The organism is Embleya sp. NPDC008237 (genome assembly GCF_042956465.1).
Lineage (GTDB): Bacteria > Actinomycetota > Actinomycetes > Streptomycetales > Streptomycetaceae > Embleya.
In genome coordinates, this window is the sequence record NZ_JBIBGL010000007.1 from 133941 (window position 1) to 148632 (window position 14692).

Annotated in this window: 12 protein-coding genes; 7 read left to right on the forward strand and 5 right to left on the reverse strand. The window is 71.6% G+C overall.

Going from position 1 to position 14692, the window contains the following annotated elements; all coding sequences use genetic code 11:
• Window positions 1–4 precede the first annotated feature (4 nt).
• On the forward strand, window positions 5–1198 hold the full coding sequence (locus ACFZBU_RS19560) for an amidohydrolase family protein (RefSeq protein ID WP_391584866.1): 1194 nt from the start codon (window positions 5–7) through the stop codon (window positions 1196–1198).
• A gap of 140 nt (window positions 1199–1338) precedes the next feature.
• Here ACFZBU_RS19560 and ACFZBU_RS19565 read toward each other — a convergent pair whose 3' ends face one another.
• A complete protein-coding gene (locus ACFZBU_RS19565; protein ID WP_391584867.1) occupies window positions 1339–2064 on the reverse strand; it encodes an SDR family NAD(P)-dependent oxidoreductase in 726 nt (241 codons plus the stop codon).
• Window positions 2065–2283: 219 nt separating this feature from the next.
• On the opposite strand from ACFZBU_RS19565, the gene ACFZBU_RS19570 reads away from it, so the two are divergent.
• Both ACFZBU_RS19570 and ACFZBU_RS19575 read left to right on the forward strand, forming a co-directional pair.
• Window positions 2284–3108: a hypothetical protein gene (locus tag ACFZBU_RS19570; RefSeq protein WP_391584868.1), complete on the forward strand. Its 825-nt coding sequence runs from the start codon at window positions 2284–2286 to the stop codon at window positions 3106–3108.
• A 101-nt stretch (window positions 3109–3209) separates the two neighbouring features.
• Complete coding sequence (locus ACFZBU_RS19575; RefSeq protein WP_391584869.1) at window positions 3210–3695, forward strand: nitroreductase/quinone reductase family protein; 486 nt, start codon at window positions 3210–3212, stop codon at window positions 3693–3695.
• A gap of 101 nt (window positions 3696–3796) precedes the next feature.
• Here ACFZBU_RS19575 and ACFZBU_RS19580 read toward each other — a convergent pair whose 3' ends face one another.
• Entirely contained in the window at window positions 3797–5164 is a 1368-nt protein-coding gene (locus ACFZBU_RS19580; RefSeq protein WP_391585142.1) for an acyl-CoA synthetase, read from the reverse strand.
• 404 nt (window positions 5165–5568) lie between these two features.
• Here ACFZBU_RS19580 and ACFZBU_RS19585 point away from each other — a divergent pair, with 404 nt between their 5' ends.
• A complete protein-coding gene (locus tag ACFZBU_RS19585; protein WP_391584870.1) occupies window positions 5569–6411 on the forward strand; it encodes a hypothetical protein in 843 nt (280 codons plus the stop codon).
• Between the two features lie 158 nt (window positions 6412–6569).
• The gene (locus tag ACFZBU_RS19590; protein WP_391584871.1) at window positions 6570–7154 is read left to right on the forward strand and encodes a TerD family protein; all 585 of its coding nucleotides are present in this window, start codon (window positions 6570–6572) and stop codon (window positions 7152–7154) included.
• 117 nt (window positions 7155–7271) lie between these two features.
• On the opposite strand, the gene ACFZBU_RS19595 is transcribed toward ACFZBU_RS19590, so the two are convergent.
• Entirely contained in the window at window positions 7272–7856 is a 585-nt protein-coding gene (locus ACFZBU_RS19595; RefSeq protein ID WP_391584872.1) for a sigma-70 family RNA polymerase sigma factor, read from the reverse strand.
• 282 nt (window positions 7857–8138) lie between these two features.
• On the reverse strand, window positions 8139–8699 hold the full coding sequence (locus tag ACFZBU_RS19600; protein WP_391584873.1) for a DUF3558 family protein: 561 nt from the start codon (window positions 8697–8699) through the stop codon (window positions 8139–8141).
• 388 nt (window positions 8700–9087) lie between these two features.
• Between ACFZBU_RS19600 and ACFZBU_RS19605 the strand changes: the two genes are divergently transcribed.
• Together ACFZBU_RS19605 and ACFZBU_RS19610 are read left to right on the forward strand one after the other, a co-directional pair.
• Window positions 9088–12462 carry a pyruvate carboxylase gene (locus tag ACFZBU_RS19605; RefSeq protein ID WP_391584874.1) on the forward strand — a complete coding sequence of 1125 codons (3375 nt, stop codon included), beginning with the start codon at window positions 9088–9090 and terminating at the stop codon, window positions 12460–12462.
• A gap of 364 nt (window positions 12463–12826) precedes the next feature.
• Window positions 12827–13714 carry an RNA polymerase sigma factor SigF gene (locus ACFZBU_RS19610; RefSeq protein ID WP_355542514.1) on the forward strand — a complete coding sequence of 296 codons (888 nt, stop codon included), beginning with the start codon at window positions 12827–12829 and terminating at the stop codon, window positions 13712–13714.
• Between the two features lie 158 nt (window positions 13715–13872).
• On the opposite strand, the gene ACFZBU_RS19615 is transcribed toward ACFZBU_RS19610, so the two are convergent.
• Window positions 13873–14664, reverse strand: coding sequence for a PIG-L deacetylase family protein (locus ACFZBU_RS19615; protein WP_391584875.1), 792 nt, complete (start codon window positions 14662–14664; stop codon window positions 13873–13875).
• Between the last annotated feature and the right edge of the window lie 28 nt (window positions 14665–14692).

A 14692-nucleotide genomic window follows, 5' to 3' on the forward strand; every position in this document is an offset into this window, starting at 1 on the left:
GGCCGTGTCGGATCGCCACACGATCATCTCGGCGGACGGGCACGCCGGTGCCGGGATGGACACCTATCGCGAGTTCCTGGACCCGTCCTGGCGGGCGGAGTTCGACGACTGGCGGGAGCGCTACCGCAATCCGTTCCGGGACCTCCAGGGCGACGGGCGCACCCGCAACTGGGACGACGACCGGCGGGTCGCCGAGTTGGCCGCGGACGGGATCGTCGCGGAGGTGGTGTTCCCCAACACCGTGCCGCCGTTCTTCCCGACCGGGCAACTGCTCGCCCGGCCGCCGTCGGCGCACTCCTATGCCCGTCGGCTGGCCGGGATCCGGGCGCACAACCGCTGGCTGGCCCAGTGGTGCGGCGGGCCGAACGCGGTGCGGCGGGCCGGGCTGGCCCAGGTGTTCCTGAACAACGTCGAGGACGCGGTCGCGGAGGCGGTGTGGGCCAGGGAGCACGGCCTCGCGGGCATCCTCATCCCCACCACACCGCCGGATGTGAGCGGCATCCTGCCGCTGTACGCGCCGGAGTGGGACCGGCTCTGGGAGGTGTGCCAGGACCTGGAGTTGGCGGTGGTCAACCACGGCGGATCGGGCAGCCCGGACTACGGTGCCTACCCGGCGTCGACCTTCCTGTGGATCGCCGAGGCGACGCTGTTCTCCCGCCGACCGCTGACCCACATGTTGTTGTCCGGGGCGTTCGCGCGTTTCCCCCGGCTCAAGTTCGCGATCACCGAGCAGGGCGCGGCCTGGATTCCGCCGGTGCTCCGGCAGTTGGACGGTTACCACGCGCAGATGGCGACCGGCCGGATCGGTGAACTCAAGTACACCGAGGCCGATCGGCTGCCGGAGCCGCCGAGCGCGTACTTCGCCCGGAACTGCTGGGTGGGCGCGAGCTTCCCGTCGCCCACCGAGGCCGCCGCGCGACACGAACTGGGGGTGGACCGGTACATGTGGGGCGCGGACTACCCGCACGACGAGGGGACCTACCCGTACACGCGCGAGGCGCTGCGCCGCTCGTTCCACGACGCGTCGCCGGCCGAACTGCGGGCGATCCTGGCCGGGAACGCGGCGACGTTGTACGGCTTCGACCTGGCCGCACTGGACGCGCTGGCGGCGGAGGTCGGACCGACGCATGCGGAAATCGCGGAGCCACTGGCGGCCGTGCCGACGGACAGCAACAGCCCGGCGTTCACTCGGCCCTGAGGGGTTGTGGCCGCTCACCCGTTCCCGACGGGTGTGCGGCTCGGGCCGGCCGGGGCGCATCCGGATGGGGACGGGTGACGGCTGCGGCGTGGCCCGGCTTCGACGCCGTTCGTCGGCCACGGCCATGGCCACCGGCTCGGTCAGCGGCCCAGGACGTGGCCGCCGCTGACGTTGACGAACTCGCCGGTCATGTAGCCCGCTTCGGGGGAGGCCACGAAGGCGACGGCGGCGGCGATGTCCTCGGGGCGGCCGACCCGCTTGACCAGGGTGGAGTCCGCGCGACGGGCGTGTTCGGCGGCGTCCTGCACCATGTCGAAGGTGAATTCGGTGTCGGCGATGTAGCCCGGGATGACGATGTTGGCGGTGATGCCCTCCGGGCCGACCCGGGCCGCGAGGGTGTGGTTCCAGGCGTGTACGGCGGCCTTCGCGGCGCCGTAGGCGTTGTTGCCGCGCAGGCCGGCCGTCGAGCCGATGGACACGATCCGGCCGCCGGGGCGGGCCAGGCGGGGGAGCAGGGCCTCGGTGAGCAGCACGGTGGGCAACACGATGTGGTCGTACATCCGCCGCCAGTGGTCGGCGACGCCGGCCAGATCGGGTTCGGTGGGTGTGGGCAGCCGCTGACCGGCGTTGTTGACCAGGACGTCGACCCGCTCGGGCAGCAATGCGCGGGCCCGCTCGACCGCATGAGGGTCCGTCAGGTCGACGGCGAGTGCGCTGCCGCCGATCTCCTCGGCGACGGCGGCGATCGGTTCGGGCCGCCGGCCGAGCACGGTCACATGGTCGCCCTGCGCGGCGAACCGACGCGCGACGGCCCGGCCGATCCCGCTGCCGGCTCCACTGACCACCACGAAACGCCGTGCACTCATGGCTGGTTGTCGCCTCCCCGGGTATCTGTCGTCGCCGACCTGGCGTGATCCTACGAGGGGGATCGGCGCGGGCTCGGCCCGCAACGATGTGATCACGGGCACGTGTGCGACCGTCACCGACTGACACGGTGTGTCCCGAAGTCCCTCCGGTCCGGGCTCGGTTCGGAGTCGCTCCCGGCTCGGTCCGGGCTCGGTGCGGAGTCGGTCCATGGGGGAGACATGCGGTTCCTGGCATACCTGTTGAAGACGCTTGCGCTCGCACTGGCCGTGATCGTGGCGGTGACCGCACCGATGGTGTGGGAGGACACCGAGCCCGATGAGCGCACGTTCACCATCGGGTTCTTCGCCGTGCTCGGCCTGGTTGCGGTCGTCCTGGCGGTGTGCGGCTACGCACTGGGGAATCGGGCCGCGCGGAAGGCGCGGGAGGTTCCGGTCCCGCCGGCGATGTCGTTCACGCCCGTCCCGGGAGAGACCTGGCACGACCAGGCGGGGTGGGAGTACCTGCCCGATCCGACGCCGGACGTGCCTCATCCGCGGATCTGGCCCGCGCCCCGGCTGCCGCTTGTCCCGGTGCCGCCGGACGAGATCCTGCGCCGCCTGTGGCTGGCCCGGGCGCACTCGTGGACCTATCGGGCCAACGCCGCCGCGACCGGGGTGACCTTCGCTTCGACGATGATCGGTCTGCTGCTCGCGCCGGTCGGTCTGGGGTTGTGGTTCGGCGTGGACACCTACCTCGGCGATGGGGACGACGCGGACCGGGCGACGGGTCTCGGGGTGATCCTCGGCAGCGCCGTGCTCCTGATCCCGGTGGTGTGCTTCGGCCGGGCCGTGTTCCGCGACCACCGCGGCTCGTTTCGGCGGCACCGTCGGCTCGTCCGCGAGATCGAGGCACTCGAGGCGGCCGATGCGGGACGACCCGGCGGCGGGCTGGACCCGTGGCGAGGCCCACGAGGTTTCGTGCACCCGGGGGCGGTGCTGGAGGAGATGCTGAGTCCGGATTTGGAGCGGGCCGTGGCCGCCTATCCGTGGGTTGCCGCGCCGTGACGCGGCCCACGTTCGGATCGGCGGACGGCCATTGATGGTTGAAGGGGGCCGGACTAGAGTCGCGCAACCGACCTGCCGCACGTGCTCCCTGGAGATCGAACATGGTGGAACAGAAGAACGACGAGTTCATCGAGCCCTCGCCCGAGGAGATCGTTCTCTTCACCAAAGAGCACGTTTCGCAGATGGAGCAGTCGGACGGCGACGACGTCTGGCTCCTGGCGGGCATGAACCACGTGCTGGTCCACACCGTCGGCCGCAAGAGCGGCAAGCTGCACAAGGTCGCGCTTCCGTTCTGGGCGGACGAGAACGGCCACCGCGTCGTGGTCGGCTCCTTCGCGGGCGCGGCGAAGCACCCGTCCTGGTTCGTGAACCTGTCCGACCGCACGGCCAACCCGCAGTTGCTGGTGCGGGTCCAGCACGCCACGTACTGGAGCACCGCCGAGATCCTCGACGGCGACGAGTACACCAAGACCTGGGCCGCACTCACCGCCGATCGCGAGTACTACAACAACTACCAGACCCGCACCGACCGCCGGATCCCCCTGGTCCGCCTCCCGGAAACCAGCCTGATCGCGCGCCGCGACTGACCGTCCCGAACACCGGCGGCCGGTGGACCGGCCCGAACCCCGGCCGCCGCGGCCCCCGTTCGCGTCGGTCGACCGGCGCGCCGCCGGTGTCGTGCGTCGACTCAGTCCGTCAGTAGCTTCTTCTGGACCTTGCCCATTGCGTTGCGGGGCAGGTCGGCGACGAAGAGCACGCGCCTGGGTCGTTTGTGCGCGGACAGGCCGGTCGCGACGTGGTCGATGAGTTGATGCTCCGTCACGTCGCCGGCCGGCACCACGAAGGCGACGATCTCCTGGCCCAGGTCGGGGTGCGCCACGCCGATCACCGCCGCCTCGCGCACCGCCGGGTGCGCCAGCAGGGCACTCTCGACCTCGCCCGCGCCGACCCGGTAGCCGCCGGTCTTGATCAGATCGGTGCTCGCCCGGCCGACGATCCGGTGCCGGCCGTCGGCGTCGATCACCGCGACGTCGCCGGTGCGGAACCAGCCGTCCGGGGTCAGCGTCTCGGCGGTGGCGTCGGGACGGTTCAGGTAGCCCTGGAACAGGGTCGGCGAATCGATCTGCAACTCGCCCACGGTTTCGCCGTCGTGCGCACACGCCGACCCGTCCTCGCCGACCAGTCGGGTGCGCACGCCCGCGATCGGCAGCCCGACGAAGCCGGGTCGGCGCTCGCCGTCCGCGCGGGTGCTGACCGTGATCAGCGTCTCCGTCATGCCGTACCGCTCGATCGGCCGGTGTCCGGTGAGTTCGGCCAACCGCTCGAACACCGGGACGGGCAGCGGCGCGCTCCCGGACACCAGCAACCGCGCGCCGGACAGCGCCTGCGCCGACTCCGGGTCGTGGGCGATCCGCGACCACACCGTGGGCACGCCGAAGTACAGGCTGCCGCCGGCCTGCGCGTACGCCGCCGGCTTGGGCCGGCCGGTGTGCACCACGCGCGAGCCGACCCGCAGCGCGCCGAGTACGCCCAGCACGAGGCCGTGCACGTGGAACAGCGGGAGGCCGTGCACCAGCACGTCGTCCGGCGTCCACGCCCAGGCCTCGGCGACGCCGTCCAGCCCCGCCGCGATCGCCGCGTGCGGCATCAGCACGCCCTTCGGCGCACCCGTGGTGCCGCTCGTGTACAGGATCAGCGCGGTCGTGTCCGGGGCCGGCTCGGGGTGGGTGCTCGTCGAGCGCGCGGTGAGGTCGATCGGCATGGTGGGCAGCCCGGCGTCCGTCCACGGCCCCGGCGCGAGCAGCAGCGCGGCGCCCGAGTCGGACAGGATGTGCGCCCGCTCCAGCGGACCCGAATCCGGCGGGACCGGGACCACCGGGACGCCCGCCACCAGGCCGGCCAGCACGGCCACCACGGTGCCCAGGCTCGCGTCCGCCCGCAGCGCGACGGCCGGAGCACCCGCGATGCGATCCGCCAACGCGGTCGCCGCCCCGAACAACGCCTCGCGCGACATCGCCCCCCCGGCCACCGTGACCGCATCTGGCCGATCCGACACCGGACCGTCAAGCGAGACGAGAGCAGACACGAACCGACCTCCAGCCACGACAACCGACCCACCGATGCTATTGCGCCCCACACCCCACCCGGGCACCATGCCGCGTCTTCGCCACCCCGCCACTTCACTCGGGCCGGTGATGACAGCGGGGGATCGGAACGAGGTGGCCGATGGTGGTCGTATCCGGTACCTCGTGGACACCACTCGGGCCACCTGCCGGATCACGTTCGCAGGTACGGGACACCCCCGTGCCACGGATCGGCGGTGATGGCCGGGGGGCTTCGCTTCGGGTCGGGATTGTGTGTGGGACGGCGGGCCCCTGGCGCCATAGCGTTGGGTGGGGGAACCGGGCGGTGGGGTGGGCCGTCACAGGGGCAGGACAGTCGGGCGAGCGAGGAGTGGTTGTGCGTCGAAATCCCGTGATGGGGAGCAGGGTCGCGGCCGTGGTGGCGGTGTGCGTTTCGCTCGGTGTGCTGACCGCGTGTGGCGACGAGCAGAGTCCGCTGTCCACCATCGAGAAGTCGTCGCCCACCGTGTCGGCGACCTCGAGCGCGGGGTCCGGGCTGGACGAGAACGTCCGCAACGAGGATCTCGACGTCGGTGAACTGGCCCGCCGGGCCAAGCAGTCCGCCGCCCGGATCAAGACCGTGCACGTGGTGGCGGACATCGTCTCCGCCGGCAAGGCGGTCAAGCTCGACCTGCGGGTGGACCGGGGCAGCGAGGACTTCCAGGGCACCATCGAGCAGAACGGCGTCAAGCTGGAGGTGCGCCGGGTGCAGTCCGCGATGTACATCCGGGGCGACGAGCAGGCGTACCGCTCGCTGGTCGGCACCGTGGACGGCGACATGGCCGCCAAGCTGCTCGCCGGGAAGTGGCTCAAGGGCGACGCGAACAGCGAGAAGTTGCGCGGCGTACGCAACATCACCACCGTCGCCGACCCGGGCGCGGCGCTGAAGAACTTCCCCGAGGACGGCGTCAAGCTGCCCACCGAGACGATCAACGGCCGCAAGATGATCCCGCTCACCGGCCCGCCCGGGAGCGACGGCGGCAAGATCTACATCGAGGCCCAGGGCGGCAAGCCCTACCCGGTCCTGATCGTGTCCAAGTCCACCGCCAACAGCGGCTCGGTCAGCTACGGCGACTTCGACGTCCCGGTCGAGGTGAACGCGCCACCGGCCGCCGAGGTGATCGACATCCCCGACCGCTCGACGGCATCGGGCACGCCCCGCCCCGGCAGCACCGCCTGACACCTCCGATCACGCGGTGAAGTGGCTGATGTGCGTCGTGTGATGACGAAGTGGTCGATCTCCCGCAGTGATCCGCTCGCCCTAGGATGCTCTCCATCCACGCGCCGCGTCCGTCGACGGGGCGCGCAATCGGGGAACCACCGCGGAGGGGAGTTGCGATGACGGTCGTTCTCGCACAGGGGGAGCGCGTCACCATCGGCAAGGGCACGGCCGATTCGGCCGCCCGGGTACGGATGGGACTGGGCTGGGACCCGATCAAGCACGAGGGGCTGCGCCCGGGTCTGCAGGCGCTCACCGGCGTCGACCTGGACGCGTCGTGTCTGCTGTTCGACGCCGATCACCGCCTCGTGGACACCGTGTGGCCCAGGCAGTTGGTGTCCAAGGACGGCGCGGTCACGCACACCGGCGACAACACCACCGGTGCCGGCGAGGGTGACGACGAGTCGATCATCGTGGACCTCGCCGCGCTGCCGCTGCGCATCACGGCCCTGGTCTTCACGGTCAGCGCGTTCACCAGCGACGACTTCTCCCGGGTCGCCAACGCGTTCTGCCGGCTGGTGGACGAGAGCGACGGAAGCGAAATCGTGCGCTACGAACTCTCCACCGCCGACTCGCAGGACAACGCGCAGATCATGGTCAAGCTGGCCCGCGGCGCCGACGGCTGGGTGCTCACCGCGATCGGCCAACCGGCCAAGGGCAACACGGTCAACGACCTGCTGCCCGCGGTCCAGAAGTACCTGTAGCAGGTAGCCGGCTACCGGCGGCAGCCACCCGCAGCCGACCCGGCCACAACGCCGCCGCGCCCCGGCCGACACCCACCGGCGCCGGGCGCGGCGGCCCCACCGAGATCCACCGCCGGGCTAGGCCGCGGCCACGAACCCGCGCTCGTGCGCGTACTCCGCCAGTGCCTCGCGCAGCCGCCGCCGGCCCCGGTGCAGCCGCGACATCACCGTGCCGAGCGGCACGTCCATGAACGCGGCGATGTCCTTGTACGGATAGCCCTCCACGTCCGCCAGATACACCGCGATCCGGAACTCCTCGGGCAGCGCGCGCAACGCGGCCACCACCTGCGAGTCCGGCAGGTGCTCCAGCGCCTCGGTCTCCGCCGACCGCAGCCCGGTCGACTCGTGCGACCCGGCCCGGTACAGCTGCCAGTCCTCGATCTCCTGCACACCCGACGCCACCGGCTGCCGCTGTTTCCTGCGGTAGGAGGTGATGAAGGTGTTGGTGAGGATCCGGTACAGCCAGGCCTTCAGATTCGTGCCGTCCCGGAACTGGTGGAAGGACGCGTACGCCTTCGTGAACGTCTCCTGGACCAGATCCTCCGCGTCCGAGGCGTTGCGGGTCATCCGCAGCGCGGCGGGGTAGAGCGGGTCCAGAAACGGCACGGCGTCGCGCTCGAAACGGTCTTGCCGCAGCCCCGGGGTGGTCAGGAGATCACTCAAGTCGTCGCTCCCGTTGCGCAAGGTACGGACCCGCCGGCGCCTGTCCGTCCCCACCGCGCCGGGGGTGTGTAACTCCCCTGCCCATCATGTGCCCGCCGACGCGGGAAACAGCCGGGCCATTGGTCCTTCGTTGTCGGGAATGCCGATTGCGTGCCCACCCCGCACCGCCGGCGCCCGATTCGGGCAGCCGGCAGTTACCGTGCGTCAAGTTCCGTTCACCCTACGGCGATCGTCGGTGTTCCCGGCGTCGACCCGGCGCCCTATCCTCGGGCCATGTCCGGGTCACAGCTTCGCCACCGCCAGCTTGGCCAACGCGACGAGCTGATCCTTGCTCGGCGGCGGATCGCCGCCGCCCGCGTTGAGCGAGAACACCGCCGTCTCCTCGCCTCGACGGGCCGCCACCACCAGGACGCCCCCGATCGTGTCGGGCTGGACGTACACCGCGGCGTCGCCCACACCCGGGACCTTCTCGGTACGGGTGTCGCCCAGGGTGCCCAGATAGGCCTCCAGCGCCTTGTCCACACCGCCCGACGTCTTCGACCGGGTCGCGATCGTGCTGATCACCGGGGCTCCGTCGGCCGCCGCGTAATCGCAGCCCAGCGGGTTCTGCGCGGCCCGCAGCCCGGGCATCGCCAGCGCCTGCGAAACCTGCTCGGCGGTGAGCACCGCGCACGCGTCCACCGCGCGCAGATCGCCGCCCGCCCCGCCGCCGGCGCCGCTCGCGGTCGGGCTCGGGCCCTTGTCGCCGTCCGCCTTCGTACTCCCGCCGTCGCCGTCGTCGCATCCGGCCAGCGGCAGCACGACGGCCGCGACCGCGACCACCACGCCCATCCGAACCCTCACGGTCGCCCCCAATTCCCGGTTCCGCTCCGGGACGTTCCCCGGCTCCCGGCATGATCCGACATTTCCCGGCCCGCGGTGCGGCCCTGCCCAGATCGTCGCGGCTCGCGACCCGCTCGACAATGCCGCCGCGTCTCGCGATGCGGGCTGCGATCAAGCTCACACCACCCCCGGTGAACCCGGAATTCGCAGGTGAGGTCCACATTCGCAGTCGCCCCGACGTGCCCGGCATGTGGACCGGGCCTGCGGGGCACCTGCACACGTGTCCTAAAGTCACGCAGGTTCGACCCCGATGCCGCCGCCCCACCACAGGCACGGCACTCTGTCGTCCCGAGGCACCCGTCCGATTTCCCCCGCACCCGGACACCCCGGGCAAGGAGGTACGTAGCTCGTGATCCGTAAGCTGTTGGTGGCCAACCGAGGCGAAATCGCCGTGCGCGCCCTGCGCGCCGCCACCGAGCTCGACATCACCACGGTCGCCGTCTACGCGTACGAGGACCGGCACTCCCTGCATCGCCAAAAAGCGGACGAGAGCTACGAGATCGGCGAGCGGGGCCATCCGCTGCGTGCCTACCTGGACGTGGACACGATCGTCGGCGCGGCGATCGCGTGTGGTGCCGACGCGATCTACCCCGGCTACGGCTTCCTGTCCGAGAACCCGCTGCTCGCCGAGGCGTGCGAGGCGAACGGGATCACCTTCGTCGGCCCCTCGGCCGACGTGCTCTCGCTCGCGGGCAACAAGGTGCGCGCGCTGGAGGCCGCGAAGGGTGCCGGGTTGCCCACCCTGCAGACCGCGCCGCCGCAGGACGACGTGGACGCACTGGTGGCCGCCGCGGACGCGATCGGCTTCCCGATCTTCGTCAAGGCCGCCGCCGGCGGCGGCGGTCGCGGGTTGCGCAAGGTGGACCGGCGCGAGGACCTGCGCTCCTCGATCGAGACCGCGATGCGCGAGGCGCAGACCGCCTTCGGCGACCCGACGGTCTTCCTGGAGGAGGCGGTGATCCGCCCGCGCCACATCGAGGTGCAGATCCTCGCCGGCGCCGACGGCGGCGTGGTGCACCTGTACGAGCGGGACTGCTCGATGCAGCGGCGGCACCAGAAGGTCGTCGAGATCGCCCCCGCGCCCAACCTGGACCCCGAGCTGCGGGACCGGATCTGCGCGGACGCGGTGCGCTTCGCCGAGGCGGTTGGCTACCGCAACGCGGGCACCGTGGAGTTCCTGCTCGACGAGCGCGGCCGGTACGTGTTCATCGAGATGAACCCGCGCATCCAGGTCGAGCACACGGTCACCGAGGAGATCACCGGCGTCGACCTGGTCCAGGCCCAGCTGCGGGTCGCCGCCGGCGCGAACCTGGCCGACCTGGGCCTGGTGCAGAGCGAGATCCGGATCCAGGGCGCGGCCCTGCAGTGCCGGATCACCACCGAGGACCCCGCGGCCGACTTCCGCCCGGACACCGGCACGGTGTCCGCCTACCGCTCACCGGGCGGCGCGGGCGTGCGCCTGGACGGCGGCACCTACACCGGCGCGGAGGTGCTGCCCTACTTCGACTCGATGCTGGTCAAGCTGACCTGCCGGGGCCGGACCTTCGCCGACGCGGTCAGCCGGGCCCGGCGCGCGGTGGCCGAGTTCCGCATCCGCGGCGTCGCGACCAACATCCCCTTCCTCCAGGCCGTGCTCGACGACCCGGCCTTCCGCGAGGGCCGGATCACCACGTCGTTCATCGACGAGCACCCCGAACTGGTGCGCTCGCGCCCCGGCGCCGACCGCGGCACGCGCCTGCTCGCCTACCTGGCCGACGTCACGGTCAACCGTCCGTACGGCCCGACCCCGAGCATCGCCGTCCCGCGCACCAAGCTGCCCGAACTGCCCACCGGCGACCTGCCCGCGGGCAGCCGGGACCGGCTGCTCGAACTGGGCGCGACCGGCTTCGCCCGGGCGCTGCGCGAGCAGAGCGCGCTGGCGATCACCGACACCACGTTCCGCGACGCGCACCAGTCGCTGCTGGCGACCCGGGTACGCACGTACGACCTCGCCGCGGCGGCGCCCTACGTGGCGCGGATGACGCCCGAACTGCTCAGTGTCGAGGCATGGGGCGGCGCGACCTACGACGTCGCGCTGCGCTTCCTCAAGGAGGACCCGTGGCACCGCCTGGCGGCGCTGCGCGAGGGCATGCCCAACCTCAACATCCAGATGTTGCTGCGCGGTCGCAACACGGTCGGATACACGCCGTACCCGGACAAGGTGTGCGTGAAGTTCGTCGAGGAGGCCGCCCGCACCGGCATCGACGTGTTCCGGATCTTCGACGCGCTCAACGACATCGAGGCGATGCGTCCGGCGATCGAGGCCACCCTGGGCACGCACGCGATCGCCGAGGGCACGCTGTGCTACACCGGCGACCTGTCCAACCCGGCCGAGAAGTTGTACACGCTGGACTACTACCTGCGGCTCGCCGAGCAGCTGGTCGAGGCCGGCGTGCACGTGTTGTGCGTCAAGGACATGGCCGGGCTGCTCCGGGCGCCCGCCGCCCGCACGCTGGTCGGCGCGCTGCGCGAGCGCTTCGACCTCCCGGTGCACCTGCACACCCACGACACCGCGGGTGGCCAGCTGGCCACCTACCTCGCCGCCGTCGAGGCGGGCGTGGACGCGATCGACGGCGCCTCGGCCGCGCTGGCGGGCACCACGAGCCAGCCTCCGTTGTCCGCGATCGTGGCCGCGACCGACTACACCGAGCGTGCCACCGGCCTGTCCCTGGACGCGCTGTGCGCCCTGGAGCCCTACTGGGCGGCGGTGCGCGAGGCGTACGCGCCGTTCGAGTCCGGCCTGCCCGCGCCCACCGGCCGGGTCTACCGGCACGAGATCCCCGGCGGCCAGCTGTCCAACCTGCGCCAGCAGGCGATCGCGCTGGGCCTGGGCCACAAGTTCGAGGACATCGAGGACGCCTACGCGGCCTCGAACCGGATCCTGGGCAACATCGTCAAGGTCACCCCGTCCAGCAAGGTGGTCGGCGACCTGGCCCTGCACCTGAGCGCGGTGGGCGCCGACCCGGCCAAGTTCGAGGCCGACCCGGGCGCGTTCGACGTGCCGGACTCGGTGATCGGCTTCCTCCAGGGCGAGTTGGGCACCCCGCCCGGCGGCTGGCCCGAGCCGTTCCGCACCCGGGCGCTCGCGGGTCGCACCGCGAGCTCGACCCGCACCGTGGAACTGACCGCGGAGCAGGATGCCGCGCTGGACGGCGACGAACTGCGCGACACGCTCAACCGGCTGCTGTTCCCCGGCCCGGCCAAGGACTACGACGAGGCCGAGCGGCTGTACGGCGACGTCTCCGCGGTGCCGACCGTGCCGTTCCTGTACGGCCTGGTCCAGGGCGAGGAACTGGCCATCAAGTTGTCCACGGGGGTCTCGCTCTACCTCGCGGTCGAGGCGGTCGGCGACGCGGACGAGCGCGGCTTCCGCACCGTGTACTGCCGGATGAACGGCCAGCCGCGGGTGCTCTCGGTGCGCGACCGCTCGGTCAAGCCGGCCCGTCCGGAGAGCGAGCGGGCCAACCCGGACAACCCGAAGCACGTGGCCGCGCCGTTCAGCGGGGTGGTCACCCTCCAGGTGGCCGTGGGCGACGAGGTCGAGGCCGGCGGCACGGTGGCGACCATCGAGGCGATGAAGATGGAGGCGTCGATCACGGCGCAGAGCGCGGGCACCGTGGCCCGGCTGGCGATCGGCCCGGTGTCCTCGGTCGAGGCCGGCGACCTGCTGCTCGAACTGGGCTGACCGGTCCGATCCGGGCGCCCGGGATCGAAGTCGATCGATTCCGACGCCAACTCGATCGTTTTCTCGATCGGCCTGCGCCACACGAACCACCACCCGAGCATTCGGGTGGTGGTTCGTGGCGTTTTCCGGACACGTTTGGCAGACGTTTGATTACCCGATGCCTGGTTTCGTTGCGCCGTATGGGCTGCTTTCGTTCGTTTTTTCCGTTTCGTCGGTCCGTCGTTTCCCGAGGTGGGACCGCATGTCGCGATCCTGACGTCAGGACGTACCCCCGGAGGGCTCTTGATCTTCCTGTGCTCCAGGTCACAGACTCGATGTCGCTCGGGGTTATCGGTGTCCATCCATCCGGATTGGGAGACCCTGCATGGCCGTGCGCCTGAGCACCCTCGACACGACCGCGGAACCCCGCGCCGCCGCCCCCCCGCCGCCGCCGACCGTCGATCTCGACGACCTGCTGGCGCACCCGCATCTGGTCACCCGGCTGCCCACGCCGATGGCCCGGGCGGCGGGCGATCTGATGCTCGCCCGGCTCGCCACGCTGGAACCGGGCACCGTGGACCACTCGTACCTGCGCGGGCTGCTGGTCGAGTTGAACCTGCCGATGGTCCGGCACGCCGCCGGGCGCTACCGGCGCCGCGGTGAACCGGTCGAGGACATCGTCCAGGTCGGCACGATCGGCCTGATCAAGGCGATCGACCGCTACGAGGCCGATCGCGGCAGCAGCTTCATGGCGTACGCCATGCCGACCATCATCGGCGAGATCAAGCGCTTCTTCCGGGACACCTCGTGGTCCGTGCGGGTGCCCCGCCGGCTGCGCGAACTGCGCACCGAACTGCTGCGCGCCACCGACGAACTGACCGCGCTGCACGGACGCACACCCACGCCGCGCGAGTTGGCCGAGCGCCTGTGCATCACCGAGGAGGAGGTGCTCGAGGGTCTGGACGCCTGCACGGTGTACACCGCGACCTCGCTGGACGAGACCGCCTACGGCGACGCGGACGGCCAGGAGACGGTCGGCGACCGGCTCGGCTCCGAGGACCACGCGCTCGATCTGGTCGAGTACCGCGAGGCGCTGCGCCCGCTGCTGGCCGAACTGCCGCAGCGCGAGCGCGCCATTTTGGTCATGCGGTTCTACGGAAATCTGACTCAGGCGCAGATCGGTGAGCGGATCGGCATCTCACAGATGCACGTGTCCCGCCTTCTCGCCCGCACTCTGGCGTCGCTGCGCGAGCGGCTGATGATCCCGGGCTGACCACCCGCGCACGCCGTCGATGCGACCGCGCGCGTTCCCCGACTCCCGAGCGGCGCGACGGTCGCCGAGCATTGATCGCCGGCCGGTCGAAGCCGCCGGGCTCACGCCCGCACGGGAAGGGGAACGCGCATCCGCGTTCGGCGCGAGGCCCCGTCGGGTCAGCGGAAGAGCACCTCGAAGGGGCGCCGGAAGTACGCGAGCTTTTCCGGCGGGAGCGGCACCCGGTCGTCCCGGCCCGGCACCAGCGGCGCGATCTGGGAGGCCAGGCACGACAGCGCCCGCTCCTTGCGGGCCTGTTGCACCTCGGTCAGGTCGACCCGCAGCGCCCGGCTCCACGGCACCCGACCGTCGTCCGGGCGGGCCCACTGCCACATGCGCAACGGGAACTCCAGCAGGCCCACACCGGTCTCCCGGCACGCCACGTCGGCCGCGCGACCGGTGCTCTCGTGATCGGCGAAGCCGTCCTCGCGCCAATTGCTCACACACAGCGTGAAGCCCGAGACGAGCGGGATCAGCCGGTCCACCACATCCCGTTCGTGAGTGCTGACCGTGCGGTCCGGGATGCGCAGCCGGATCACCTCGACCGGGGCCACTCCGCCGGGATTGCCGACGATCGTGGCGAACGCCCGGTCGGACTCGCGGACCCGCCGTGCGGCCAGCACCGAACCCGGTAACCGGCTGCCCGGGTGCGACGCGTCGCCGTCGGTGACGCTGACCACCCGCACCGGCGAGCCGGCGGCGACCGCGCGGGAGATGAGTCCGCCCACGCCCAGCAGCGCGTCCTCCGGGTGTGCCGCGACCACCACCAGTCCGCCGGCCAGGCCCGGCCAGTCCTCCGGCAGCGCGACCGGCAACGCCTGGCGCTGCCACTCGGCCTCGGTGGTCCAGGTCGGCCCGGGAGCCGGGTCGGGTGCGGGTGAACGCGATCCACGGAAGGTGGGAAGGCTCATGGTGTCTCCCTGTCGAAGGGTGGGATGG

Coding starts and splice junctions, on each gene's coding strand:
- ACFZBU_RS19590 (WP_391584871.1), top strand. CDS start 6,570: ATGACGGTCGTTCTCGCACAGGGGGAGCGCGTCACCATCGGCAAGGGC.
- ACFZBU_RS19570 (WP_391584868.1), top strand. CDS start 2,284: ATGCGGTTCCTGGCATACCTGTTGAAGACGCTTGCGCTCGCACTGGCC.
- ACFZBU_RS19610 (WP_355542514.1), top strand. CDS start 12,827: ATGGCCGTGCGCCTGAGCACCCTCGACACGACCGCGGAACCCCGCGCC.
- ACFZBU_RS19575 (WP_391584869.1), top strand. CDS start 3,210: ATGGTGGAACAGAAGAACGACGAGTTCATCGAGCCCTCGCCCGAGGAG.
- ACFZBU_RS19565 (WP_391584867.1), bottom strand. CDS start 2,064: ATGAGTGCACGGCGTTTCGTGGTGGTCAGTGGAGCCGGCAGCGGGATC.
- ACFZBU_RS19615 (WP_391584875.1), bottom strand. CDS start 14,664: ATGAGCCTTCCCACCTTCCGTGGATCGCGTTCACCCGCACCCGACCCG.